The organism is Paenibacillus camerounensis (assembly GCF_000723885.1).
In the GTDB taxonomy this organism is placed as follows: Bacteria; Bacillota; Bacilli; order Paenibacillales; family Paenibacillaceae; genus Paenibacillus_AQ; species Paenibacillus_AQ camerounensis.
The window spans coordinates 108394-132616 of record NZ_CCDG010000039.1 but is presented as its reverse complement, the minus strand read 5'-3'; the positions used below and the strand labels follow the sequence as shown (position 1 = coordinate 132616).

Here is a 24223-nt window from a genome sequence, read left to right as displayed (position 1 = left end):
CTCATCTTTTGCTAAATAGCATAGCTGCATTTGCAGAAAAAACCCGTACAGCTGCAAAGCAGCTGACGGGCCTTACAAGAGAGATTACTGCTGCCGCTTAGTGAAAATCTGAAAAGTAACGCCGAACCTGTCGGTCACCATACCGTATGCAGGACTGAAATATGCAGGCCCCAATTCAATGTCCACCTGTCCGCCTTCCTTCAGTACGTTATACAGCTGCCCGGACGTATCCGCATCACTTGTGGAAATACAGAGATTCAGCCCGTTGCCGGTCTGCCTCGTCTGCCCCGGTTCCAGATCGGCAACGAACATTGTGGTGTCACCGATACGCAGTACAGAGTGGGCGATACGCGCTTTTTCTTCATCGGATAAGGGGGCATTTTCTTGATCCGCCGGGCCTTCCCCCACAGTCTGCATAAACAGCAGCTTCGCACCAAGACTCTCCTGATAAAAAGAAATGGCTTCACGTGCTGTTCCTTCCAGCATTATAAACGGATTAACTTCTATATTCATATTTAATCGCTCCTCCGGCGGTAGATTTGCCCGTCCATCCGGGCTATGCTCTTATTGTAGGTTATAATAGTGACAACTATTGTCATGAATAAAAAGAAATGGAGCTTATGCCATGTCTAAATCCAAACGGCTGCTCGACCTGATGATGACAGTCAACCGCAAGCGGAAATTTACCGTCAGAGAGCTGGCTGATGAGTTCGGCGTGTCCACCCGGACGATTCTCAGGGATCTGCAGGAGCTGAGTGAGCTTGGGGTGCCGCTGTATTCAGAGGTAGGGCCGCACGGCGGCTATCAGGTGCTGAAGGAACGGATTTTGCCGCCGATTGCTTTTACGGAGGAGGAGGCTGTGGCGATTTTTTTTGCCAGCCATGCCCTGCGCCACTATGAATATCTCCCTTTTAAGGAAGAGTCGGTTTCTGCTCTGCATAAATTCTATAATTATATGCCCGGAGATGTGCGGGATAAGATTGATGACTTGAAAAACCGGATTGATTTCGTAATTCCGGCGCGGGAGGCAGAGTTCCCTTATTTGTCCATACTGCTGGAAGCAGCCGTGGAGCAAAAGGTACTGCTGATCGGCTATGAATCGCAGGGTGAGCGCAGGCTGCGTCCAGTCCAGCCGGTTGGCATTTATGCCGCAGGCGGGCTGTGGTATTGCCCGGCCTATTGTTTTTTGCGCCGCGGTCTGCGGGTCTTCCGCTGTGACCGGATTGATTCTGTAACCGGGGATGCTTCCGGCCTTACGCCGCTTGATCTTCGCCGGGTGCATCTGGGAAACAGGCATACATTTGAGGCAGAGGGAATGGCGGAAGGGCAGCAGGAGGGGGACGGGCTGAAGCCGGAGCCGGGAGAAGACGGGAACCGGCTCCGGCTGCGCGTGGAACTGACCGTTAAGGGAGTTCAGGCCTGTGAGGGGGAAATGTGGTCATCGTCCCTGCTTCATGTACACTCTGACGGCACTGGCAGACTGGAAGGGAATGTTCCGGATCGTGACTTGCGTTACTTCGCCGGATTCCTTATCGGCATCGGCCATGAAGCGACCGTTCAGGAGCCGGCTGAACTGGTCAAGGAGCTGAGGGCTGTGCTTGAAGAGCTGCTGGAGAAATACAGCTGAAGTCCTGCCGCAGAGCAGGAGAGAGTGTCTTTGGACAGCGAGTGCCGAATATTACGCACGGACAAGCTAGGAGCGGAAGCATGAATCCTTTAGCCAGACCTCTGCCAGCAGGCGGATACCCGCACGGATTCGATCCTCGGGAATCGCCCCGAATCCGAGAATGAACTCCGGCGGATTGTGCTCCGTCTGCTTCCACCAGGTATAGGATGCCGGGGTGACACGGATTCCGGCTAATGCAGCTGTATCTGCCAGCAGACGTGCATTACCGCAGCTGTTCAGCCGCAGCAGGAGGTGAAAGCCGGCGCCCTGGCCGCGGACTGTTGCCTGTTCTCCGAAGTACAGCTGTACGGCTTGCAGCAGAGCGTCGTGTTTCTTCTGGTAGTGCAGCCGCATCCGCCGTAAATGTCTGGCGAAATGGCCCCGCTCCATAAAATAATGCAGTGCAATCTGGTTCAGCCGCGAAGCGGAGTGCTCCAGGTACAGCTCCCTTGCGAGGCTGCGGTATACCGGAAGCAGGCTCGCCGGCAGCACCATGTAATGTATACAGAGGGCAGGGGCGACAGACTGGGCGAAGCTGCCCATATAGACCACCGGACTGTTCTCCGTGAGTCCCTGCAGGGAGGGAACCGGCCTGCCGTGATAGCGGAATTCGCCGTCATAATCATCCTCAATGATATAACTGCCTGCAGATACGGCCCAGTCCAGCAAGGCGTGGCGCTTGGCTATGGGCATAATCATTCCGCACGGAAACTGGTGGGACGGAGAGATGTATACGGCGCTTGCCCCGCTGCTGCGCAGCTTCTCTACATTCAGCCCGTCCTCCTCCAGGGGAACAGGAATAATCTCATAGCCCCCTCTGCGAAATGCGGACGGCAGCAGATGATATCCGGGGTCTTCAATGGCAAGCTGCCGGGTTCCCGGGGGCAGAATGTGACAGAGCAGCGAGGAGAGCTGATGCTGGTCGCCGCCGATAACCACCTGCTCCGGCATGCAGCGCAGCCCGCGGAACTGCCGCAGGTGGGCGGCAATGCTGCCGCGCAGGGCCGGTTCACCCTGAGGATCGCCGTATTGCAGCAGATCGGGATTAGCGAGCTGCTCCTGAAAGAGGCTGCGCCAGATTTTGTAGGGGAATAGTGAGAAATCATTTTTGGAGATATGAAAATCATAAGTGTACTGCTGCGGGTCGCGGGGTGTAATCGCTGGTAAAGCCTGGGCTGGCAGCTGCTTGTAGCATTCCGCCGGCTCTGCCGCAGCTTCTGTCCAGCCGAGTGCATGCATCGGCTGGACGCTATATCCGCTGCGCGGCCGGCTGGTGACAAACCCCTCGGAGACCAGCTGCTGGTAGGCCAGCTCAACGGGAGTGGCGCTGATATTCAGCTGCGCCGCCAGGCTGCGGATGGAGGGGAGGCGGGTGCCGGCAGGCAGAACGCCGCCAAGAATCTCTTTTTTGAAATAGTCATACAGCTGTATGTAGTACGGAAGCTTCCGGTCATCGCTCAGCATCGGGTTTATCAGCATCGGTTTCTCCCATCTGTCCTTTGGTATTTGCTTGTTTTGTATATTTTATAAGATACAGATTCGCATTACTATAGAGTTATCAATAGAGACAGGGGATGGCATTATGAGCAGGCATTCAGGTTTATTAACAGGGGAACGCGTATATCTGCGCCCGCTGAACGGGGAGGACGCCGGGCTGTATTACCATATGTTCTTTGGAGCGGAGACACGCCGGCTGACCGGAACACAGAAGCATATTACAAAGGAGCAGATTTCCGGCTATATCGACCGCAAGGCGGGTGATGACAGCAGTGTGCTGCTGCTGATTGCCCTGATAGAGAACGATGAGGTTATCGGCGATATTGCAATACAGGATATGGACCGGGGCAACCGTACCGCCAGCCTGCGTCTGGCTGTCGGTGAAGAGCGGCATCAGAATCAGGGTTACGGGCGGGAAGCGCTGCTGCTGATGCTTGATTACGGCTTCGGCATTCTCAATCTGCACAGAATCGAGCTGGAGGTATACACCTATAACAGCCGTGCTGAGCATGTCTATGAGAGTGTGGGCTTTGTGCGGGAGGGCGTGCGCCGGCAGACGCTTTTTTATAATCATGAGTACCATGATGTTGTAATGATGAGCATGCTGGAGCATGAGTACCGGGAGCGATATTTAAAATAAAGGTCAAAATAGGTCAAATAAATGGAGCGGCTAAATAAACAGCCGAAAACCATGCCGAAATGCCGGAATTTAACGGTTTTTCGGCTTTTTCGGGTTTTGATCCTGCGGTGCAGCATGATTATAATAAAGCCATAATAAAGGTCAAATAAGGTCAAAGTAAAATTAAAAAAAGTCAATGAGAGGAGAATGGAAGATGTTTGATTTGGTCCCTTTTGGAAAACGCAGAGATGATGTTTTTGGTGCAATGGCAAAGTCGTTACATGATGTATTTAATGATGAGTTTTTTGGCCCGGTGACCGGCAGTGCCCTGTCATTCCGGACAGATATCCGCGAGAGTGAGCAGGCTTATCTGATTGAGGCTGAACTGCCGGGCTTCAGCAAGGACGATATCGACATTGATTATGCCAGCCCTTACTTGACGATCAAGGCAGTGCGCAAGGAAGAGAAGAGCGGGGAGAACAGCCAGCAGCAGGTTGTACGCCGGGAGCGGCGTTATGGCGAATATGTCCGCCGTTTCTATGTGCAGGATATTAACGGGGATGACATCCGGGCCTCGCTTAAGGACGGACTGCTGATGCTAGAGGTGCCAAAACGGCAGAAAGCCGCCGGAAAGCGGATTGAAATTCAGGACCCCGGCAACTCCGGACCGCAGCTTCAGTAAGCTGTTAAGCCGGGCGGAGAGCTGAAGCAGTCCGGGGCGGCTCCGCCGGGCTTTTTATATAGCAGTCTATACAAAGGCGCATTGTAGTGGGTTTCCCGGCTATGATGCGTCTTTTATGAATAGCATAGATAGTGTGAAATGGTATGCAGAGTCTCTGAAAGGAGAGGAATCTCATGGCGGGCCAAAATTACTACGATGCGCTCGGGGTAAGCAGGCAGGCAAGCAGACAGGAAATCAAAAAAGCCTACCAGAAGCTTGCAAAGCAGTGGCATCCCGATGTGAATAAAGCCCCGGAGGCGGAGACCCGGTTCAAGGAAGCTGCGGAAGCCTACGAGGTGCTGGGCAATGAAGAGAAGCGGGCGGCATATGATGAGGAGCTGCGCTACGGGGCTGCCGGCTTCGGCTCTGCCGGCGGCTGGCGTGCAGACGGTCCGGCAACGGGCCGGCAGGCCGGCTGGGATTCAGCATTCGGGGAAGACCGGGGCAGTGCATATTCCGCTCCCGGCAGCGGGTTCGGTGAAGACGACCTGTTCGGGATGTTTTTTGGGAGCCGGGGGGCGGCGGGCCGGGCCGGCTTTGATTTTTTTGGCAGCAGCAGCGGCTTCGGCGGAGGGCCTAGTATGATGCAGGCCCAGCTGGAAATCACGCTGGAGCAGGCCTATAAGGGCGGCAATGTAAGCGTAAAGGCCGGCGGGCGGGAGGTAGCGGTCAGCATTCCGCCGCGCTCACCGGAGGGAACCGTGATCCGGGTGCCGGATGCGGCCGGCCAGGGTGAGGAGCTGCTGATCGTCTTGCAGCTCGCGCCGCATGATATTTACGGCGTTGAAGACGGGGATCTGCACGGCACGGTTGAAATAGCGCCATGGCAGGCGGTGCTTGGCGGCGAAGCCAGGGTACCGTTGCCTGACGGCAGCAGCATTAAGCTGAAGATCCCGGCCGGAACAGCAGGCGGCCGCACGCTGCGCATTCCGGGCAAGGGACTGAAGCGCCGGAACGGCATCCACGGCGATATCCTGTTGCGGCTTGAGATTGTAATTCCCGAGGGAACGGGCGAAGCAGAAAAGGTGCTCTACCGCAGGCTGGCTGATACAAGCAGCTATCAGGCAGGAGTAAGGTGCGGAAGCGGCGGACAAGAGCGGCAGAAGGCGGCTATGGGCTAAGCAGGCTGGTTAATAATAAGGAAAAGCAATAACAGATGATGAAATAGATCTCACGAAAGGTGATGAATGCATATGGATTTCAACAAGCTAACGCAGAAGCTGCAGGAAGCGGTTGCTGCGGCACAATCCCTGGCGGCTGCTGCCGGGCATCAGGAGATCGGCAATCTCCATTTGCTTAAGGCGCTGCTCCAGCAGCAGGAGGGCCTGCTGCCAAGACTGCTGCAGAAGCTGAATCTTCCGGCGGCTGAGCTGCTGCGCGGCACCGAAGAGCTGCTGCAGCGGAAGCCGAGTGTCAGCGGTTCAGGCGCCGGCACCATGCGGCGATATGCGTCGGCCTCCTTAATTGAAGTGCTGGAGCAGGCCGAGAAGGAGGCGGCTGCGATGCACGACGAATTCGTAGCCGTGGAGCACGCCGTGCTGGCGATGGTCTCGGATACCGGCAGCGGCAACCGGGAGCTGCGCGGCCTGTTTACCAGCCGCGGAATTACACGTGACAGCCTGCTGGGCGTGCTGGCTGAGATCCGCGGCCATCAGCGGGTGACCAGCCGGGAGCCTGAGGCCACCTATGAGGTGCTGGAGAAGTACGGCCGTGATCTGGTCGCTGAGGTGCGGGCCGGTACAATCGACCCGGTCATTGGACGCGACGGGGAAATCCGCCGGGTGATCCGCATCCTCTCCCGTAAGACGAAGAACAACCCGGTACTGATCGGGGAGCCGGGGGTCGGAAAGACGGCGATCGTTGAGGGCCTGGCCCACCGGATTGTCCGCCGGGATGTCCCTGAGGGGCTCAAGGACAAAACGATCTTTTCGCTGGATATGAGTGCTCTGGTTGCCGGTGCGAAATACCGGGGAGAGTTCGAGGAGCGGCTGCAGGCGGTGCTGAGGGAAATCCGTGAGAGCAACGGCCGGATTATTCTGTTCATTGACGAGCTGCATACTATCGTCGGTGCGGGTAAAACCGAAGGCGCGATGGATGCCGGCAACATGCTGAAGCCGATGCTGGCCCGCGGCGAGCTGCACTGTATCGGTGCAACCACACTGGATGAGTACCGCAAATATATTGAGAAGGACCCGGCCCTGGAACGCCGCTTCCAGCAGGTCCTGGTCAGTGAGCCGGATGTGGAGGATACCATCTCCATTCTGCGCGGGCTGAAGGAACGGTTCGAGGTGCATCACGGGGTCAAAATCCATGACAGTGCCCTCGTCGCTGCCGGTGTGCTGTCAGACCGCTATATCACAGACCGCTTCCTGCCGGATAAGGCGATTGATCTGGTGGACGAAGCCTGTGCGATGATCCGTACAGAAATTGACTCGATGCCCGGCGAGATGGATGAGGTAACCCGCCGCCTGATGCAGATGGAGATTGAAGAAGCGGCGCTTAAGAAGGAAACCGATGATGCCAGCGCGCGCCGGCTGGAGAATCTGCAGCGGGAGCTGGCCGATCTGAAGGAGAAGCATCTCACCATGACCGCCCGCTGGGAGAAGGAGAAGTCGGCCATCCAGGGCATCCGCGACGTGAAGAAGAAGCTGGAGCAGGCCCGCAAGGATCTCGTTGATGCCCAGGAGGTATATGACCTGAACAAGTCTGCTGAGCTCAGCTACGGCATCATTCCGGAGCTGGAGAAGCAGGTGAAGGCAGCTGAGGAAGCAGCGCAGCAGGATCAGGAGACCCGGCTGCTGCGCGAAGCTGTGACTGAGGAGGAGATCGCCGACATCGTGTCGCGCTGGACCGGTATTCCGGTCAGCAGGCTTGTCGAAGGCGAGCGGGATAAGCTGCTGCGGCTTGAGGAGACGCTGCATGAGCGGGTTGTCGGCCAGGAAGAGGCTGTATCGCTGGTGGCGGATGCCGTGCTGCGCGCCCGGGCCGGGATTAAGGACCCGAACCGTCCGATCGGCTCGTTCCTGTTCCTCGGTCCGACCGGGGTCGGCAAGACCGAGCTGGCCAAGGCGCTGGCAGTCTCGCTGTTCGACCGGGAGGACGGCATGATCCGTATCGACATGTCGGAATACATGGAGAAGCACAGCATCTCCCGTCTTGTCGGTGCGCCTCCGGGCTACGTTGGTTATGAGGAGGGCGGCCAGCTCACTGAGGCGGTCCGGCGCCAGCCTTATACGGTCGTCCTGCTCGATGAGGTCGAGAAGGCCCATCCCGATGTGTTCAACATTCTGCTGCAGCTGCTCGATGACGGACGGCTGACCGATTCACAGGGCCGGGTTGTTAACTTCAAGAATACGATCATCATCATGACCTCGAATATCGGCTCGCCGCATCTGATCCAGGGAACAGATGACAATGGTGATCTTACCCAGGCCGTCAAGGACCGTGTAATGAAGGAGCTGAGCGGCCATTTCCGCCCGGAGTTCCTTAACCGGGTGGACGACATTGTTATGTTCAAACCGCTGACGATGGCGGAGATCGCACAGATCGTCGTCAAGCTGGCCGACGGCCTGCGCCTGCGGCTGGCCGAACGGGGCATCGGGCTAACACTTAGCGATGCGGCAGTCGGCTTCATTGCGAAGGAGGGCTTCGACCCGGTCTATGGGGCGAGACCGCTCAAGCGGTTCATCCAGCGCAGTCTGGAGACGCCGGTCGCACGGGCGCTGATCGCCGGCGAAGCGGAGGAAGGCTCGTTCCTGGCTGTTGATGAAGCAGACGGCAAGCTGAGTGTGTCTATCCTTCAGCCTGTGCCGGCTGCATCAGGCAAGGTCTGACCGGCCGGAGATAGCAGAGGGTGTGAGGCTGCCGGGCTGGAGATAGCAGCGAATGTGTGCGGCTGTGGATGGTTGCCGGCTGGGGATAGTGGGGAATGTGTATGGCTGCCCAGCTGGAGATAGCAGCGAATGTGTGCGGTTGTGGATAGTTGCCCAACTGGAGATAGCAGCGAATGTGTGCGGTTGTGGATAGTTGTCCGGCTGGAGATAGCGGCGAATGTATGTGGTTGTGGATGGTTGCCGGCTGGAGGGCCACCGCAGGCAGCATTTCTTCTGTAGCAGGAAGATTCCGGCCTTCCGGAAGCATCCATGAGGAATAGCTGCACTTTGTACAATTAAACAGGCTGGAAATCCGGCTTTTTCAGATATAGCTGCATTTCGTGCAGCTATATCCGGACTTTTCAGCCCAAAAAGCCCGTCGGCGGACTTTTAATTGCACAAACTGCAATTAAAGGACGCTGCGGGCTTGTTTTGGTTAGGAATAGCTGTACAGAGTGCAGTTAAACTGCAGACTAGGCTGTTTGGCCGGCCCGGTAGCTGACCGCGAAAGTCTCTATAGGGCAAAATTAGTCTGTGAAGGGCAGATCAGCCGTTGGAGCTCTCTGCAGCATGCCTCCGTCGAGCATAAGCTCACATAAAGCCAGCCAAGTCAGTCCATATGATCTTAGCCGGTAATACAAAATGGATTATCTGGCGAACTATAGAACTATAGTATGGTGAATAACCAGCAGGGTGCTGCAGACGGATATGATACATTGCTGCGAATAAACACACTATTCTTTATCAGTACGGTTATTCTACCCAGGGGTACGGTTATTCTACCCAGGGAACCAGCTTGGGCTGCTGGTCGAGGATGGACTGATACTGCTCCTTCCAGCCGTATTGGCCTTCAGGGTCCAGCAGCATGTAGCGCAGGTATTTATCAAGCCGGTATTCCGGCTTGGACCAGCCCAGATGCTTGAGGCGCAGATTGCTGAGCTGGTGCGGCAGCTCAAAGCTGTTCTCCGGAAGCCGCCCGCAATGCTGCGGCGAGTTGTTCCACACGTAGTTGAACTCCTTCCGGTAACGCAGCAGGAACGGCCGGTAGCTCTGGTGGGAGCGCCAATATTTATCGTCCCGGTAATGGTTGTCATCCCAGAAATCATACAGACGGAAGCAGAAGAGGTCGCAGCCCTCCTCCTGCAGCAGAAGGCCGATGTCCCGGGCGAAGCGTGCTTCAAACACCTCATCGGCGTCAAGGCTCAAGATCCATTCAGGGTTCGTTGCGGTAACTTCCTCCCATTGCTGCATGCGCAGCTCGGCTTCATTGCCGAATTTGGAGATGTCATTGCGCACCAGGCGAAGCGGGATGCCCTGTAGTACCTCACGGCAAATGTCTGCCGTATTGTCGGTGCTGCCGTCATCAATAATAACAGCTTCATCAATGTATTTGCGGTGTTCCTGCAGAACCTGCCGGAGGAAGCGCCCGCTCTCGTTTTTGACAACCATCGTAAGTGTGAGCTTGGGCCGCCTGTCCGGCGCTGTCCGCTCCGGCCTTGCGCTCTCCGCAAGCTCAATGCCGTACCCGTCCCGGTTCACGCCCGCCGTATCCTCTGCCATCTGATCCGAGTTCCGGCCCGAAGCTGCAGTATCCGCCGTTCCATCCGGACCACCGTCTGCAGCTGCATTAGCAGCAGTATCGGGCTCCTCCGCACTTGCCCGGGCCTGAATTAGATCAGCCAGCCCGCTCTCACCAGCCGCACTGCCCGCGTCCGCTGCCGGCTCGACTGTCGTCAGCCGGAGGTAATCAGCGACCTTCTCCAGGTCGCTGTCACGGTACAGATGCAGCGCCGGGTAATGGGTATCGACATACAGCGCGATGCCGAGGGCGGCAGCCCGGATACAGAAATGGCGGTCCTCGCCCCAGTAGGAGATGTTGCGGATCATGTCGTAGCTGACACCTGCGCAGATTGCCCGCCGGCTGATCAGGGTGCAGGCCCCGAGGCCGCCGACCTCATAGATACCCGGCAGCTGCAGCTTGGCCAAAAAGGCGTGGAACCGGCGGCTGATCTCCTCCGGACCGGGCTTTTCACCGGGCAGGATCTCCCACTGGTTATACTCGTCATGCATCCAGACCTGCGGCTGCAGCATCGTTCCGGGCTGCCACTGGGTCCAGAACACCTCCGAGATGATATCCTTTTGTGTGCCGATCAGATGCAGCAGGGTGCCGGGATGAAGAATCAGATCGGAATCAATCAGGAACAGATGATCATAGCCGAAGGCCTCGGCCCGCCGGATCATCAGATTTTTGAACCCGGCTACCTTCCAGACCAGATCGGAGTTCCAGTAATGGGTGGTGTCATTGCGGATATAGGCATCACTGAAGCCGGAGGACTGCAGGAACACTTCACTGCCGGCCGGGGCGAACCTCTGCAGCAGCAGAGTAGAGGCAGAATCCTCATTGTCATCAATAAAATAAAAGTCCAGCACGATTCCGTCACGCCGCAGGCGCAAAAGCGAGTTCAGAAAAGGCTCCAGGATCTGCGGTTTTTGATGGATCGGGCTGCCGAGCAGCACCCGGATCTTCGTCTCACTCATAGCCTGACACTCCTGTGCAGGGTCACCATAATTGTACATCCCCTCATATATGCAAATAGATGATATGAATTATATGTATTCAATATATTGAGAGAAGTACTAGACTAATCCTGATTTTTTGCAGCATTCAGGAAATTTATGGATTGGTGCTTTGAGAGGGGCTGTTGTACAATACCGCTTAAACAGATGTTAACCTTACATAAGAGTGAGAGGAGTGGGGGGAATGGAGCAGTCACCCTTGAAGGTGGAGCAGCTGATTAAGCTGCTGCTGGCGATGAATCCGCGCGCCGAGGTGTTTTGGCATGATGAGGAAGGGCAGTTCAGGGCCCTTTTGGATGAAGATATAGAGGAAATATACGCTCCGGAAAAAGCGGCCAAGACGATTGTCCGGTTCGGCAGTCCCCATAATCCGCAGTCAGCGGAGGATATTGTATGAAGCGGGCGGCTATTACCCTGGAAAAAGGGCAGGTTATTGAGCTGGAGCTTTATGAGCAGGAGGCTCCGGGCACAGTTGCCAATTTTGAGAAGCTGGCGAACAGCGGCTTTTATAACGGCCTGGCCTTTCAGCGGGTGGTCCGTAATTTTGTCGCCCAGGGCGGATGCCCGGAAGGTACGGGACGCGGAGGTACGGAGAAGATCCCTTGTGAAACGCAGAATAATCCGCACAAGCATGTACGCGGGGCGCTTTCGATGGCCCATTTCGGGCCGAATACGGGCAGCTGCCAGTTTTTTATCTGCTATGATGCCTTTGACTATCTGGACCCGTGGCATACCGTGTTCGGCGGTGTAACGGCAGGAATGGAGCATGTAGACACACTCAGACGCGGTGACGTTATCAGGGAGATCAGCGTATGGGCTCGCGAGTGCCATCAGGAGTAACACTACTATTTTGCTCTAATTAATATTTATGAAAAATCAATGATTGTAATTCCGAGTATTCCGATATATAATTCAAAAACAGCAAGTGACATTGCTCACATAGAGAAGGAGAGATACATATGAAAAGAGGGTTATCCGGAATTGCCGTTCTAATGCTGTTAACATTTTTGATTAGCGCATGCTCCGGCGGAAACAACGCGGCATCGACCAATACAAATGCGACACCGGCGGCTACTGAAGCAGCTGCCAGCACAGAACCGAAAGATGGAGGCAGCCTGATTATCGGAGTAGCTTCCGATCCGCAGGTGCTGAATCCGAATTACGCAGGCGACCGTGTCAGCCTGACTATTGACCAGGCCCTTTACGCGCCGCTGTTCCAGGTGAACAATGGCGAGAAAACCTTTTATCTGGCAGAAAGCCTCACCCCTTCGGAAGACAACCTGACTTACACACTGAAGCTGAAGGACGGCCTGACCTGGCATGACGGCGAGAAGCTGACTGCTGATGACGTGGTATTCACGATCGACAGCATTCTGGACGAGAAGCAGAACAGCTTCCTGCGCGCCAACTTCCTGATCAACGACCAGCCGATCACAGCTACCAAGGTGGACGATCTGACGGTTGAGTTCAAGCTTCCGCAGGTCAGCCCGGCGTTCGAAGCCACACTGGTGCAGGTATCCCCGATTCCGAAGCATGTCTTCGAGAATGAGGCGGACATCGAGAAGAGCACAAAGAATGCTTCTCCTGTAGGCTCCGGCCCGTTCAAATTCAAAGAGTACAAAGCTGGCGAGTATCTGACGCTGGAGCGTTTTGATAACTACTTCGGCGGCAAGCCGCATCTGGATTCCGTAACGTACCGTATTGCCAAGGATGCCAACGCGGCTAACCTGGCCCTGCAGAACGGTGAGATCAATGTACAATACCTTGATCCTAAGGATGTAGCGACGATCCAAGCCACTAACAATTTCGAAGTCCTGCCTTATAGTGAAGGACGTCTGGCATATCTGATGTTCAATGCGAACAGCGATACCGGCGCACTTGCCAAAAAAGAAGTCCGTCAGGCGCTGTCCCTGGCCCTCAGCCGCGATGAGCTGATCCAGACCGCGTATACCTCCAGTGAATATGCAGATCCGGCCAAGTCCTTCCTGACCCCGGATGCCCTGTACTTCACCAATGACGTAACCACCTTTGATAACGACGCTGCAAAAGCGAAGGAACTCCTGGCAGCTGCCGGCGAAAGCAACCTGAAGCTGAGATATATCGTGCAGAGCGGCAACAAGGCACAGGAGGCCATCTCCCTGTATGTTCAGCAGAAGCTGAAGGAAATCGGCGTTGAAGTTGAACTGCAGAACATGGATTCCTCCGCATGGGTGCAGAAGTTCATCGACCTGAAGGCTACTGATTATGAGCTGGCCTTGACCGGTTATATCATGGGCTATGATCCGGATGCTTACCGCATTCTGTTCACAACCGATGCTTCTTCCAACTACTCGCATTATTCTAATACCGAAGTCGACAAGCTGCTGAATGACGGCGCAGGCGAAGCGGATACTGCCAAGCGTGCTGACATTTACAAGCAGGTACAGGACATCATTGCTGAGGATGCGCCGATCTATCCGATCGCGTATACTAAGACTGTTGTAGCTGTATCCAAGAACTACGGCGGCATCGACGAGGCTGTCCTGAAGCCGGTCGTAATCTTCGAAGACCTGTCCAAGATCTATCAGAAATAAGAACGGTCCAAAATAAGCACGGCCAAAAATAAGCTGGACCTCCAGCTTATTTTTTTGCCGATCATGAGCTGGGAGAATTACGTATGAGACAACTCATCGTCCGTAGGCTGCTGCAGACCATCCCGATGCTGTTCTTCGTATCGGTTGTCTGCTTTGCCATGATTAAGCTGGCGCCGGGAGATCCGGTGCTGTCCTTCGTTACACCTAATATGCATGCCGATGATATCGAACGGATCCGCCATAATCTTGGCTTGGACAAACCGGCCTATATTCAATATTTTATCTGGTTAGGCGAGATGGTTCAGGGCAATTTCGGCTACTCTCTGGTTAACCACCAGCCTGTGCTGGGCCAGATTCTGGAACGTCTGCCTGCTACAGCGGGCCTGATGGGCAGCGCCATTGCGCTGGCCGTGCTGCTGGCGGTTCCGCTTGGCCTGATTGCCGGAGCAAACCGTAACCGCTGGGTAGACAAGCTGGTTAATCTTATTGCTTACATCGGTATTTCGGTTCCGCTGTTCTGGCTGGCGATTCTGCTGATGTATCTGTTCGCGATTAAGCTGCACCTGCTGCCAAGCATGGGTATGCGTACCATTGGCGTGGAATCCGCCGTTGATGTGCTGAAGCACGGCATTTTGCCCTGCACCGTTCTGGCCTTTGGTTTCCTTGCGACCTATGTCCGTTATATCCGGTCCAGTACAATCGGACAGCTGAAGGAAGAATATGTACAGATTCAGTATGCCTTCGGGTCCAAGAAGTCGACAATTCTGTTCCGGCATGTCCTGAAGCATGTCCTGCTGCCGGTTATCACGCTGCTCGGAATGTCTATGGGCGATCTGGTAGCCGGAGCGATTGTGACGGAGACCGTCTTTTCCTGGCCGGGTATCGGTTCACTGGGGATGACAGCCGTCCGTGGGATGGATTATCCGGTCATTATGGGCATAACGCTATTCTCATCGCTGATGCTGATCATCGGCAACCTGGCAGCGGATATTCTCTACAGCTTTGTAGATCCGCGTATTAAATTAAAGGGGTGACCTCATGAATCGCAGTAAATGGAAGAACCTGCAGTCCGAGCTGTTTACGAACGGTCTGGGTGTCGCCGCACTCGTTATATTGGTTGTCTTTACGCTGGGAGCGATTTTTGCCTTCCTGTCCGGCTATGACCCGAATGCGATGGACGCGATGAACAGACTGACACCGCCGGGCAGCGCCCACTGGTTCGGGACGGATGATTACGGCCGGGATTATCTGGCACGTGCGCTTTACGGCGGGCGGGTCTCCCTGCTCGTCGGCTTTGCTTCAATGATTGTTGCCACCGTTATCGGTGTAGCCGTAGGCGTCATCAGCGGCTATTTCGGCGGCTGGCTGGATAATCTGCTTATGCGGATACTGGATATTATCATGTCGATTCCGTCTTTTCTAATCCTGCTGCTGTTAAGTGTGTTCCTGAAGCCTAGCGTCGGCAATATCATCATTATTATTGCCCTGCTGATGTGGATGAGCGTAGCCCGCGTCATCCGGGCGGAGACGCTCACGATCAAGGAACGGGAATATGTGCTGTATGCCAAGGCCTCAGGCCAAAGCGCTTCCGGCATCATATGGCGGCATATACTGCCGGGGCTGATTCCGGTTACGATTGTAGGAGCAACGAATAACATCGCTTCAGCCATAATGATGGAATCCTCGCTTAGCTTCCTCGGCTTCGGTGTACAGCCGCCGAACGCCACCTGGGGCAGCATGCTGAACAGTGCGCAAGGCTATATTGCCCAGGCGCCTTATCTGGCGCTTTTTCCGGGGCTGATGATTCTGCTGACAGTGCTGAGCTTTAATGTGCTGGGTGATATTTTACGGGTCGGCTTTGAACCTAAGCTGATCCGGAGATAGGAGAGTGAAAACATCATGAGTGAGCGGCTGCTCTCTGTTGAGGATCTGCAGGTATCATTCTCCACCCGTGACGGTGAGAACCAGGCTGTGCGGGGTGTGAGCTTCCATATCAATGCAGGCGAAACTGTCGGAATCGTCGGAGAATCCGGCAGCGGCAAAAGTGTAACTGCCAAAGCGATCATGTCGCTAATTACTCCGCCGGGCCGGATTACCTCCGGCAGGATTCAGTTTCAGGGCAAGGAGCTGACTGGTCTTTCCGAGAAGGAATGGCGGAAGCTGCGCGGCAATAGGATCGCGATGGTCTTTCAGGACCCGATGACCTCGCTGAATCCGGTTAAAAAAATCGGCCGGCAATTAACGGAAGTCATCCGCAGACACCGCGGATTAAATAAAGCGGACGCCAACAAGGAAGCGGCTGAAATGTTGCGTCAGGTCGGTATCCGTGACCCTGAGCAGCGGCTGAACCAGTATCCGCATGAATTCAGCGGCGGGATGCGCCAGCGGGTCATGATCGCGATGGCGCTCTCCTGCCAGCCGGAGCTCCTGATCGCTGATGAGCCGACCACGGCGCTTGACGCGACCATTCAGGCGCAGATTCTCGACCTGTTCAAGGAGCTGAAGGGCAAGTCGGATACCGCAGTCGCGCTGATTACCCACGATCTTGGTGTGGTGGCGCAGGTCTGCACCCGGGTTATCGTCATGTACGGCGGACTGGTCATGGAGGAGGGGACGGTCGAAGACATCTTCTACCGCCCGCAGCACCCGTATACGCAAGGGCTGCTGCGCTCGATTCCGAAGCGCGGCGGCGGCTCGCGCGAGCGGCTGATCCCGATCGAGGGCACACCGCCCGATCTGCTGAACCCGCCTCCGGGCTGCCCGTTCATGGAACGCTGCCCGCATGCCTTTGAGCGCTGCAGCCAGCGCCCGCCGGTGACTGAGCTGTCGCCCGGACACCGCTCGATGTGCTGGCTGGCGGCTGGCGTACAGCCGGTAGCACCGGCTGTGGAAGGAGGCGTTACACAGTGAGCGGGAGTAAGATACTAGTAGACGTAAATAATCTGAAGAAGCATTTCTCCAAGGGCAAGGACCTGCGCGGACGTGATACATCTGTGCTGAAGGCAGTGGACGGCGTAAGCTTCCAGATCCGCCGCGGAGAGACCTTCGGGCTGGTCGGCGAGTCGGGCAGCGGCAAGTCAACGGTCGGGCGCTGCCTGCTGCGGCTGTACGATTATACGAGCGGTGAAGTATCCTTTGACGGGCAGCCGCTCGGGCGCCTGGGCGAGAAGCAGCTGAAGCCGTTCCGCAGACGGATTCAGTCGATTTTTCAGGACCCGTACTCCTCGCTGAATCCCAGTCTGAATGTGCTGGAACTGATCAGCGAGCCGATGAAAATTCACGGTGTACACCAGGGCGATGAGCGCAAGGAAGCGGCAGCTGCGCTGCTGGAAAGGGTAGGCCTGAAGCGGGAGCATCTGTACCGCTATCCCCATGAGTTCAGCGGAGGGCAGCGCCAGCGCATTTCCATTGCCCGGGCGCTGTCGGTAAGACCGGAGTTCGTCGTCTGCGATGAGCCGATCTCGGCGCTCGACGTCTCCGTTCAGGCCCAGGTGGTTAACATGCTGGAGGATCTGCAGGCCGAATTCGGGCTGACTTATCTGTTCATCGCCCATGACCTGTCGATGGTCCGGCATATCTCCGACCGGATCGGCGTGATGTACGGCGGACGGCTGGTTGAGGTAGCAGACAGCGATGAGCTGTATGACAATCCCCTTCATCCGTATACCAGAGCGCTGCTGTCCTCCATTCTGGAGACAGATCCGCTGAAGGCGACGGAGCGCATCCATCTGGACGGCTTCTCCGTCTCACGGGGCGAGGGCGAAGCAGCACCGCTGCAGGAAGTAAGCCCTGGCCACTTTGTAGCTTATGATTTCAAGGAATAAACAGGAGGTAATGAAATGACGGAATCAGTGGGTAAAGTCAAATTATCGCAATGGGATGCCTTGCTGCTTGAGTCGCTGCGCGGACAGGGCTGGTCTGATGAGCAGCTGCTCGGGATTACTTCCGCAGCAGAGCTGCCGGAGGATAACAGCCCGTTCCAATTCGATTATAAGCAGCTGGCTGCCTTTGCGGCAGAGAAGCCTGAGGAGTACCGGCAGGCTGTTACGGAAGGCTATCAGATCAAATACAACACGATCCGCGGCATCCGCAGCTGGATTCTGGTTGCGCTTGGCAAAGAGCCGAAGCTGGAGCTGGAAGAGGGAAAAGAGGCGGTTGAGGCTGAATTGACTGCCGGGGAAAAAGCCCGGGTGGAGCAGGTTCTGTCATTCGGCTGGCAGATTACTCCCGCTGCTTCGCAGGCAGACGGAGCTTACCGGATCGAGCCGGTTCAGCGGTAAAGCAAAGTATGGAATAAATTAACGGCCCTCCGGTCTCATACCGGAAGGCCGTTTTTGTTACATTTATGTTGCGGACACAGGAAAAAGGGATAAACACAGCAGTGGCAGCATGAAATAGACTAAGGGAAGTCTAAGGAAATGCGTCTAGCCGCCGGAGCCTGCTCTGAATAGGGGAAAGCGCTGTCTACATGTTCAGCTGAATCTTACGGGTGCTGAGCACACCGTCCAGCCCGGTAGGGTCTGCCTTTACTTTATGTGCTACGAAGGCTTCGGCCCGTTCTGAAGTGCGGATACGCACCGGCTTGGTCTCCATGTGCACCAGCTCCCACATTACATCAGCTACGGACTCAGCTGTCTGCGGCTCTACATTACGCTGCAAAAAGGCTGCGGTATAGGCATCAATTACAGGCTTGTACTCATCCTCCAGAATGCCTCCGGTAACAGCTACATGGCCCATCACCGTTTTGGTGAATTCCGTAGCAATAGCTCCCGGCTCCAGCAGGGTTACATCAATGTTGAACTGCGGCTTGTAATAGGTAGCCAGGCTTTCGAGCAGCCCCTCTACCGCGAACTTGCTGGCACAGTAAATTTCGTTCATCGGCTGGCCGACAAGCCCGCCTACGCTTGAGGTTGCGACAATATGGGCATTTCCGCTCTTCTGCAAAAGCGGCAGTGCAGCCTGAATAGTCTGCATCACTCCGTAGACATTTGTCTCAAACACGCGGTGAATATCTTCCATCGGCGCTTGTCCAAGAGCGCGCAGATAGCCGTAGCCGGCATTAGCAAACAGCACATCCAGTGTACCGTGCTCATGCGCGATCCTTCCGGTAACCGCCTGGATACTGGCCGGATCGGTGACCTCGAGCTGCACAAAATGCAGATTGCTTTTATCAAGGTAGAGCTCCTGATCGCGTTCCAGATTCCGTGTCCCGGCATATACAGTCCAGCCTTCCCTTGCGAAAAGCAGAGCCGTTGCCAGGCCGATTCCGGAGGATGCGCCGGTAATGCAGATAATTTTACCCATATCCTTATTGCCTCCTTATTGGTAGCTGGAACATATTTTTACACATTGCAGCATAAAGCGGGTGCAGCTTTCTTAAGTTTACATAAAGACTGCATTTTCGCGTATTTTTGCGGACACCTTATATTGTAGGATCGTTTTCATTACGGTAGACTGTAATGGAGTGAATAGCTACAAGCGAATGGAGAGGAACGATGGAAGTGTTTAAGCGTTATTACGCAAATTTGACGGTCCGGCGCTTTGGGATTTTAGTGCTGATCGGTCTGCTGCTCTACAGTATCAGAGATATGCTTAATTTAGTGCTCCTGACATTTTTGATTGCTTATGTGATGAACAGCTTTCAGGTTCTGCTGACGAAGCGGATCAGCAAGTTCGTCAAAGTGAACAGCAAAGTCATTATTGTCGTTCTGTACATGGCGCTGATCGCGATGATCGTGCTTGCCCTGGTTAAATATTTACCCAAAGTGTTCGAGCAAGTCAAGCAATTAACCACTTATCTAACGAACCTGACTTCTGACGATATTCCGCAAAACCAGATCATGCTGTATCTGTTCGACATGCTCAAGGACCTCAATTACCAGTCCTACCTCAAGGGCGGAATTGATTATGTGTTCAAAATCAGCAACTGGGGCACCACCTTCGTATTATCCACCATTCTGAGCTTTGTTTTCATCCTGGAAAAGGGCCGCATTGTCAGCTTTACTTCCCGCCTGAGAGAGAGCAAGATTTCCTGGTTCTACGTCGAGCTTGAGTATTTCGGCAAAAAATTCATTTCCTCCTTCGGTAAGGTTATTGAAGCTCAGATTCTGATCGCACTGTTCAATACCGTGTTCACCGTTATCGGACTGTGGATTTTGGGCATGTTCTTCTCACCGTTCCCTTACCTGTTTGCGCTATCCATCATGATTTTCCTGCTCAGCCTGATCCCGGTGGTCGGCTTTGTTATCTCACTGGTTCCGCTTTGCATTATCGGCTATAACATCGGCGGGCTTGAAATGGTTATCTATGTACTTGCCATGATCGCCGTACTGCACTTTATGGAGGGCTATTTCCTCAATCCGAAGCTGATGTCCTCGAAGATGAACCTGCCGATGTTCTATACCTTCATCGTGCTGCTCTTCTCTGAGCATTACATTGGAATCTGGGGCCTGATTCTCGGGATTCCGATCTTTGTATTCTTCCTGGATATTCTCGAGATTACCCGCGATGAGCCGCCCAAGGCCTTAAAATAATAAACAGGCAGCCCGCCAGCAGATAACTGCTGAACGGCTGCCTTTTTTACATGCTCAAGCGGGAATCCTGCTTTCCGAAATCAGCCGAATGTCGTGGTGACGCTTTCGGTTACGAGTTCTCTCAGCTCGGCTGTCTGGGCTATGTACTGCTCAGCCGTAATGCTGCCGCCGGCCAGCCGGAGATCCAGCTGCTCTGTAAGCTGTGCCACCTGCAGATTAATAACGCTGTCCACGTTGCCGCCGTTCTCTGCTGCGATATCCTTCAGGGATTTGCCTTCATACAGCGACTCGTACAGCTCTTCATCAGAGGACTGGTTCAGCGCGTCCAGCAGCGCATCCTTGTCAGCCACAGGGGTCGAGGTGGACCATTTGGCTACCGGAGAGGCAAGGGCGGCGGTTCTGCCCCAGGACGTTCCTCCAAAAGACATGGCAACAATCATGGTCCCGACAATCATCACTCGTTTTATATTCATGTAAATATCCTCTTTTCATAGTTAATTATATCGGCAGGGGGTTATAGGCTGGGTCGGTTAGGATAAGTATGCTTAAGTGCATTATAAACGGGAAAGCTGAGGCTAAGCTTAAGTCCGGTTAAAGATTACCTAAAGTTTGAATGCGGACGGCCGGCGCCTTTGGCCGCACAGACAATTCAAGTTATACTATCAGCAGAAGCAGAAAGGTTACTGCGGGAAGCAGTGCCAGATAGTAAATAAACCATAAGGGTAAGGGGTGAACCGCCCATGAATAAAAAAGTGCTGGTCGTCGACGATGAACAGAGCATATCCGGCGCAATTGCCTACGCACTCCGGCGGGAGGGCTATGAAGTAGATACGGCAGGCGACGGGGAGGAGGCGCTCTCCAAGGTGCAGACCTTCCGGCCGAGTGTGCTGGTGCTGGATGTTATGATGCCGAAGCTGAACGGCTATGATGTATGCCGGCGGCTGGAAGACCGTGATGATATCGGTATTATTCTGCTGACAGTCAAAAATGACATTGTTGATAAAATCATCGGCCTTGAGCTGGGGGCAGACGATTATATGACGAAGCCGTTCGAAATCCGCGAGCTGCTGGCCCGGGTTAAGGCTTTGCTGCGCAGGCTGGAGAAGAAGACGGGCGAATCTATAGGCGAGGTGCTTGAGTACGGGGAGCTGCGTGTCTATCCGGAGCGGCGTTCTGCCGAGCTTAAGGCGGAGGAGCTGGAGCTGACGCCGAAGGAATTCGATCTGCTGCTGCTCCTGCTCTCTCACCCGCAGCGCGTATATATGCGCGAGGAGCTGCTGGAGCAGGTCTGGGAGATGGACTATGCCGGCGGCACACGTACGGTGGATATTCACATTCAGCGGCTGCGTAAAAAGCTTGGCGACCCGTATCAGAATATGCTGCAGACCGTCTACGGGGTAGGTTATAAAGCAGTGCCGGCAGGGAGCTACCCATGAGATTCAGCATCAAGCTGAAATTCAGCCTGTTCCTGGGCCTCCTGCTTATTCTGGCGGTTAGCGTTCTGAGCTATTTCGTCCTGCGCGGGGTGGAGCGCAATGAGCAGACCCAGGCGGAGGCTTCCCTTGCCCAGCATGTCAAAACAGTCAACCTGCGGGTGAAGCAGGCCTATTATACCGGCGTACGGCTTGAGCCGCAGCAGTTCCTGCAGCGGCGGGGGCGTGAGCTGGCGACGGAGCTGGCGGGCTTCACCGGCCTTGAGGTAACGCTCTATGATGCGCAGGGTGAGCAGGCGGGAACCTCGGTGCAGGGCGTTCCCGTGCCCGGAGGTCCAGGCACGGCAGAGGCGCTCACTTATGCACTGCAGAACAAAATCGCCTACCAGAGCAAGGGGGACAAGCTGCTGTATCTGGCCCCCCTTCAAGGTCCGGAGGCACAGATGGGCGTAGTGCAGCTCCAATACCCGCTGAAGAATGCGCAGGCGTTCCAGCAGACGCTCCGCAATCTGTTCCTGACCACCGGAGCTGCTGTGCTGCTGCTCAGCTTCATCACCGGTTATTTGTATTTTAACCGGGCAGCCGTAGCCATCAGCCGGCTGAAGAAGGCGGCGGAATCGATCCGCCGCGCCGAATATATCCCCGCCCCGCCGCTGGAGCGCAGGGATGAGCTGGGTGAGCTGGCGGAGGGCATTTATTACATGAGCAGGGAGATTGAATCAAGCATTGCCGCCAAGGATGAAGAACAGCGCAAGCTGCAGCTCGCCGTAACCAAGCTTCAGGCGCTGGAGCAGCAGCAGAAGCAGTATATCGGCAATATCAGCCATGAATTCAAAACACCGCTTACTTCGATTAAAGCCTACGTGGACCTGCTTAACATGTATGATGATGATCCCCAGCTGCTGCTGGAGGCCAAGATCAGCATTGCCAAGGAGACAGACCGGCTGTATGAGATGGTGGATAAGGTGCTGCAGCTGACGGCGCTGGAGAAATATGATTTTGAATCACAGGCAGATAGATTCGAGGCGGCTGATGGGCTGCAGGATATATGCGGACGGATGAACGGCAAGGCGGAGCGTTTCGGGCTGACATTAACCCTTGAGGCAGAGCCTGCGCATATCTGGATCGACAAAGAGAGCTTTATGCATATCTTCATCAATCTGATTGATAATGCGATCAAGTATAATGTTCCGGGCGGTACGGTCTCTCTGCGCAGCGAGGTCCGGGAGGACCGGGTGGAGATTACGGTCAGCGATACCGGGATCGGGATTCCGGCTGAGGCGCGGGAGAAAATTTTTGAGCCGTTCTTTACGGTCAACCGCGACCGCGCCCGGGCTTCGGGCGGTACCGGACTCGGACTGTCGCTGGTACGCAATCTGGTTGAGAAGCAGGGCGGGAGTATTGCTTTGCTGGATACGGAGGGTGAGGGCTCAGCCTTCCGGCTTTCTTTTCCGCTGATACAATAACGTTTACAAGTTGGAAACATCCTGCGGCGGTTTGGAAACAAGTATGGGGTATTCTGGGTGCAACAACAGTAGCAGGGGGAAAGCGATTATGAGCAGACAAGCGGGCAGACATCTGGGTAAGGCCGGGCTGGCAGTGCTGGGTGCGGCAGTTATGATGTCAATGACAGCCTGCAGCCCGGATGAGACGGAGGCAAGGCAGGTCGTTGAGAAGGCAGGCTCGAAGATTACGGTAATGGATAACACCAGCGAATCTGTCTATACCCGGCTGCAGCTGGAAGGCATCGACAAGGTCGGAGGCATGCGCAGCATGGACTGGGTGGACGAGGACGTTATCGTGGTAGATAAAGAGAACCGCAGCCTGGCTCCGCAAATGATTGAAGGTACTGAGCAGTACCCGCATAACCTCTACCTGCACAATCTCTCTACGGGGGGAGATACGCCGCTGCAGGAAGGGGACCAGAATTACGGAGCTGCGCAGGTGTCTCCCGATAAACAGTATGTTTTTTATAAAGAAACCAATGAAATGGTGGGTCTTGGCTACATCCGGAATCTGGAGTCCGGCTCTGCCGTCAAGGTGGATGAAGCGCCGTTCCGGGTGGAGGAGGGGAAATGGGCAGACGACGGGCGTGTTGTGTTCCCCGGCATGGATGGAGTGATTTACAGAACGGATGTGCAGGGGGCAAAAGAGACTGTCGTGGAGTCCGGTGAATCCTATGTGCACGAGGTAGTGGAGTCTGGCGGCATCCTTTACTACGTGACAGGAGACAATATGGAGCTGACTGCTTATGAGACAGATTCAAAGCAGTCTAAGGTGCTGAAGCAAAACGTGGTGTGGGTAGCACCTTCCCCGGACGGCAGCAGGCTGGCAATCGTGAAGCGGACCCGTCCGGGAGAAATGGTGCTGGTGCTCTGCGACAGCGAGGGCAATGAGCTGGCGGAGCTTGCCTCCGGCCAGCAGGTATTCGGAACCAGCTGGTCACCGGACGGCAGCAAGCTGGCCTACTCGTTAACTGCCGAGAATCCGTCGGATGACCAGAACGGGGTCTTTATTACCGAGCTGGAGAGCGGGGAGCAGACACAATTGCTGAGTGATATTTCAATTGCCGACCAGCTGCGCTGGAGCCCGTCCGGCAAGAAGCTGCTGGCTTCGGCGGTCGCAGTGAAGGATAACAAGTATGAATCTACGACTTATGTGATCAGGCTGTCCCAGCCATAGTACAAAATCGCCTGCGGTATGGCTTTCGCTCATACTGCAGGCGATTTGTA

Annotated in this window: 22 protein-coding genes; 17 read left to right on the top strand and 5 right to left on the bottom strand. The window is 55.1% G+C overall.

The window, feature by feature from the left end:
• Positions 1–84 precede the first annotated feature (84 nt).
• Positions 85–513, bottom strand: coding sequence for a VOC family protein (locus BN3772_RS15125; RefSeq protein WP_042200437.1), 429 nt, complete (start codon positions 511–513; stop codon positions 85–87).
• Between the two features lie 112 nt (positions 514–625).
• On the opposite strand from BN3772_RS15125, the gene BN3772_RS15120 reads away from it, so the two are divergent.
• On the top strand, positions 626–1627 hold the full coding sequence (locus BN3772_RS15120; protein WP_042200436.1) for a helix-turn-helix transcriptional regulator: 1002 nt from the start codon (positions 626–628) through the stop codon (positions 1625–1627).
• 66 nt (positions 1628–1693) lie between these two features.
• Here BN3772_RS15120 and pdxR read toward each other — a convergent pair whose 3' ends face one another.
• A complete protein-coding gene (pdxR, locus tag BN3772_RS15115; protein WP_042200435.1) occupies positions 1694–3145 on the bottom strand; it encodes a MocR-like pyridoxine biosynthesis transcription factor PdxR in 1452 nt (483 codons plus the stop codon).
• A 103-nt stretch (positions 3146–3248) separates the two neighbouring features.
• Between pdxR and BN3772_RS15110 the strand changes: the two genes are divergently transcribed.
• From BN3772_RS15110 to clpB, 4 genes are all read left to right on the top strand, one after another.
• Positions 3249–3803, top strand: coding sequence for a GNAT family N-acetyltransferase (locus BN3772_RS15110; protein WP_042200433.1), 555 nt, complete (start codon positions 3249–3251; stop codon positions 3801–3803).
• Between the two features lie 193 nt (positions 3804–3996).
• Positions 3997–4464 (top strand): Hsp20/alpha crystallin family protein, encoded by a 468-nt coding sequence (locus BN3772_RS15105; RefSeq protein ID WP_042200431.1) that lies wholly within the window; start codon positions 3997–3999, stop codon positions 4462–4464.
• A gap of 173 nt (positions 4465–4637) precedes the next feature.
• Positions 4638–5624 (top strand): DnaJ domain-containing protein, encoded by a 987-nt coding sequence (locus BN3772_RS15100; RefSeq protein ID WP_052380518.1) that lies wholly within the window; start codon positions 4638–4640, stop codon positions 5622–5624.
• 72 nt (positions 5625–5696) lie between these two features.
• Positions 5697–8336, top strand: coding sequence for an ATP-dependent chaperone ClpB (gene clpB / locus BN3772_RS15095; protein WP_042200429.1), 2640 nt, complete (start codon positions 5697–5699; stop codon positions 8334–8336).
• Positions 8337–9149: 813 nt separating this feature from the next.
• Here clpB and BN3772_RS15090 read toward each other — a convergent pair.
• Positions 9150–10913: a glycosyltransferase family 2 protein gene (locus tag BN3772_RS15090; RefSeq protein ID WP_042200427.1), complete on the bottom strand. Its 1764-nt coding sequence runs from the start codon at positions 10911–10913 to the stop codon at positions 9150–9152.
• Positions 10914–11136: 223 nt separating this feature from the next.
• Here BN3772_RS15090 and BN3772_RS15085 point away from each other — a divergent pair, with 223 nt between their 5' ends.
• The 8 genes from BN3772_RS15085 to BN3772_RS15050 all read left to right on the top strand — a co-directional run bounded on the left by BN3772_RS15085 (position 11137) and on the right by BN3772_RS15050 (position 17805).
• Positions 11137–11349 (top strand): hypothetical protein, encoded by a 213-nt coding sequence (locus BN3772_RS15085; RefSeq protein WP_042200425.1) that lies wholly within the window; start codon positions 11137–11139, stop codon positions 11347–11349.
• The gene (locus BN3772_RS15080) at positions 11346–11792 is read left to right on the top strand and encodes a peptidylprolyl isomerase (RefSeq protein ID WP_042200423.1); all 447 of its coding nucleotides are present in this window, start codon (positions 11346–11348) and stop codon (positions 11790–11792) included. The genes BN3772_RS15085 and BN3772_RS15080 overlap by 4 nt, the downstream gene beginning before the upstream one ends.
• Before the next feature lie 119 nt (positions 11793–11911).
• Complete coding sequence (locus BN3772_RS15075; RefSeq protein ID WP_042200422.1) at positions 11912–13525, top strand: ABC transporter substrate-binding protein; 1614 nt, start codon at positions 11912–11914, stop codon at positions 13523–13525.
• An 83-nt stretch (positions 13526–13608) separates the two neighbouring features.
• Positions 13609–14559, top strand: coding sequence for an ABC transporter permease (locus BN3772_RS15070; RefSeq protein WP_042200421.1), 951 nt, complete (start codon positions 13609–13611; stop codon positions 14557–14559).
• Between the two features lie 4 nt (positions 14560–14563).
• Positions 14564–15409, top strand: a complete 846-nt coding sequence (locus BN3772_RS15065; protein ID WP_042172175.1) for an ABC transporter permease — start codon at positions 14564–14566, stop codon at positions 15407–15409.
• A 15-nt stretch (positions 15410–15424) separates the two neighbouring features.
• Positions 15425–16435, top strand: a complete 1011-nt coding sequence (locus BN3772_RS15060; RefSeq protein WP_042200419.1) for an ABC transporter ATP-binding protein — start codon at positions 15425–15427, stop codon at positions 16433–16435.
• Positions 16432–17349 (top strand): ABC transporter ATP-binding protein, encoded by a 918-nt coding sequence (locus tag BN3772_RS15055; RefSeq protein WP_042200418.1) that lies wholly within the window; start codon positions 16432–16434, stop codon positions 17347–17349. The genes BN3772_RS15060 and BN3772_RS15055 overlap by 4 nt, the downstream gene beginning before the upstream one ends.
• A 15-nt stretch (positions 17350–17364) precedes the next feature.
• The gene (locus BN3772_RS15050) at positions 17365–17805 is read left to right on the top strand and encodes a hypothetical protein (protein WP_042200416.1); all 441 of its coding nucleotides are present in this window, start codon (positions 17365–17367) and stop codon (positions 17803–17805) included.
• Between the two features lie 184 nt (positions 17806–17989).
• Here the strand turns inward: BN3772_RS15050 and BN3772_RS15045 are convergent, their stop codons facing one another.
• Positions 17990–18829: an SDR family oxidoreductase gene (locus BN3772_RS15045; protein WP_042200414.1), complete on the bottom strand. Its 840-nt coding sequence runs from the start codon at positions 18827–18829 to the stop codon at positions 17990–17992.
• A 191-nt stretch (positions 18830–19020) separates the two neighbouring features.
• Between BN3772_RS15045 and BN3772_RS15040 the strand changes: the two genes are divergently transcribed.
• Entirely contained in the window at positions 19021–20058 is a 1038-nt protein-coding gene (locus BN3772_RS15040) for an AI-2E family transporter (protein ID WP_042200412.1), read from the top strand.
• Positions 20059–20138: 80 nt separating this feature from the next.
• On the opposite strand, the gene BN3772_RS15035 is transcribed toward BN3772_RS15040, so the two are convergent.
• Positions 20139–20531 (bottom strand): hypothetical protein, encoded by a 393-nt coding sequence (locus tag BN3772_RS15035; protein WP_042200411.1) that lies wholly within the window; start codon positions 20529–20531, stop codon positions 20139–20141.
• Between the two features lie 267 nt (positions 20532–20798).
• Here BN3772_RS15035 and BN3772_RS15030 point away from each other — a divergent pair, with 267 nt between their 5' ends.
• From BN3772_RS15030 to BN3772_RS15020, 3 genes are all read left to right on the top strand, one after another.
• Positions 20799–21494: a response regulator transcription factor gene (locus BN3772_RS15030; protein ID WP_042200409.1), complete on the top strand. Its 696-nt coding sequence runs from the start codon at positions 20799–20801 to the stop codon at positions 21492–21494.
• Complete coding sequence (locus BN3772_RS15025; RefSeq protein WP_042200407.1) at positions 21491–22957, top strand: sensor histidine kinase; 1467 nt, start codon at positions 21491–21493, stop codon at positions 22955–22957. The genes BN3772_RS15030 and BN3772_RS15025 overlap by 4 nt, the downstream gene beginning before the upstream one ends.
• Before the next feature lie 88 nt (positions 22958–23045).
• Positions 23046–24173 carry a TolB family protein gene (locus BN3772_RS15020; protein ID WP_042200405.1) on the top strand — a complete coding sequence of 376 codons (1128 nt, stop codon included), beginning with the start codon at positions 23046–23048 and terminating at the stop codon, positions 24171–24173.
• The last annotated feature ends 50 nt before the right edge of the window (positions 24174–24223 follow it).

Bases quoted from the DNA above. Each gene is read 5' to 3' on its own strand.
- BN3772_RS15125 (WP_042200437.1), bottom strand. From the start codon at position 513: ATGAATATAGAAGTTAATCCGTTTATAATGCTGGAAGGAACAGCACGT.
- BN3772_RS15120 (WP_042200436.1), top strand. From the start codon at position 626: ATGTCTAAATCCAAACGGCTGCTCGACCTGATGATGACAGTCAACCGC.
- pdxR (WP_042200435.1), bottom strand. From the start codon at position 3,145: ATGCTGATAAACCCGATGCTGAGCGATGACCGGAAGCTTCCGTACTAC.
- BN3772_RS15110 (WP_042200433.1), top strand. From the start codon at position 3,249: ATGAGCAGGCATTCAGGTTTATTAACAGGGGAACGCGTATATCTGCGC.
- BN3772_RS15105 (WP_042200431.1), top strand. From the start codon at position 3,997: ATGTTTGATTTGGTCCCTTTTGGAAAACGCAGAGATGATGTTTTTGGT.
- BN3772_RS15100 (WP_052380518.1), top strand. From the start codon at position 4,638: ATGGCGGGCCAAAATTACTACGATGCGCTCGGGGTAAGCAGGCAGGCA.
- clpB (WP_042200429.1), top strand. From the start codon at position 5,697: ATGGATTTCAACAAGCTAACGCAGAAGCTGCAGGAAGCGGTTGCTGCG.
- BN3772_RS15090 (WP_042200427.1), bottom strand. From the start codon at position 10,913: ATGAGTGAGACGAAGATCCGGGTGCTGCTCGGCAGCCCGATCCATCAA.
- BN3772_RS15085 (WP_042200425.1), top strand. From the start codon at position 11,137: ATGGAGCAGTCACCCTTGAAGGTGGAGCAGCTGATTAAGCTGCTGCTG.
- BN3772_RS15080 (WP_042200423.1), top strand. From the start codon at position 11,346: ATGAAGCGGGCGGCTATTACCCTGGAAAAAGGGCAGGTTATTGAGCTG.
- BN3772_RS15075 (WP_042200422.1), top strand. From the start codon at position 11,912: ATGAAAAGAGGGTTATCCGGAATTGCCGTTCTAATGCTGTTAACATTT.
- BN3772_RS15070 (WP_042200421.1), top strand. From the start codon at position 13,609: ATGAGACAACTCATCGTCCGTAGGCTGCTGCAGACCATCCCGATGCTG.
- BN3772_RS15065 (WP_042172175.1), top strand. From the start codon at position 14,564: ATGAATCGCAGTAAATGGAAGAACCTGCAGTCCGAGCTGTTTACGAAC.
- BN3772_RS15060 (WP_042200419.1), top strand. From the start codon at position 15,425: ATGAGTGAGCGGCTGCTCTCTGTTGAGGATCTGCAGGTATCATTCTCC.
- BN3772_RS15050 (WP_042200416.1), top strand. From the start codon at position 17,365: ATGACGGAATCAGTGGGTAAAGTCAAATTATCGCAATGGGATGCCTTG.
- BN3772_RS15045 (WP_042200414.1), bottom strand. From the start codon at position 18,829: ATGGGTAAAATTATCTGCATTACCGGCGCATCCTCCGGAATCGGCCTG.
- BN3772_RS15040 (WP_042200412.1), top strand. From the start codon at position 19,021: ATGGAAGTGTTTAAGCGTTATTACGCAAATTTGACGGTCCGGCGCTTT.
- BN3772_RS15035 (WP_042200411.1), bottom strand. From the start codon at position 20,531: ATGAATATAAAACGAGTGATGATTGTCGGGACCATGATTGTTGCCATG.
- BN3772_RS15030 (WP_042200409.1), top strand. From the start codon at position 20,799: ATGAATAAAAAAGTGCTGGTCGTCGACGATGAACAGAGCATATCCGGC.
- BN3772_RS15025 (WP_042200407.1), top strand. From the start codon at position 21,491: ATGAGATTCAGCATCAAGCTGAAATTCAGCCTGTTCCTGGGCCTCCTG.
- BN3772_RS15020 (WP_042200405.1), top strand. From the start codon at position 23,046: ATGAGCAGACAAGCGGGCAGACATCTGGGTAAGGCCGGGCTGGCAGTG.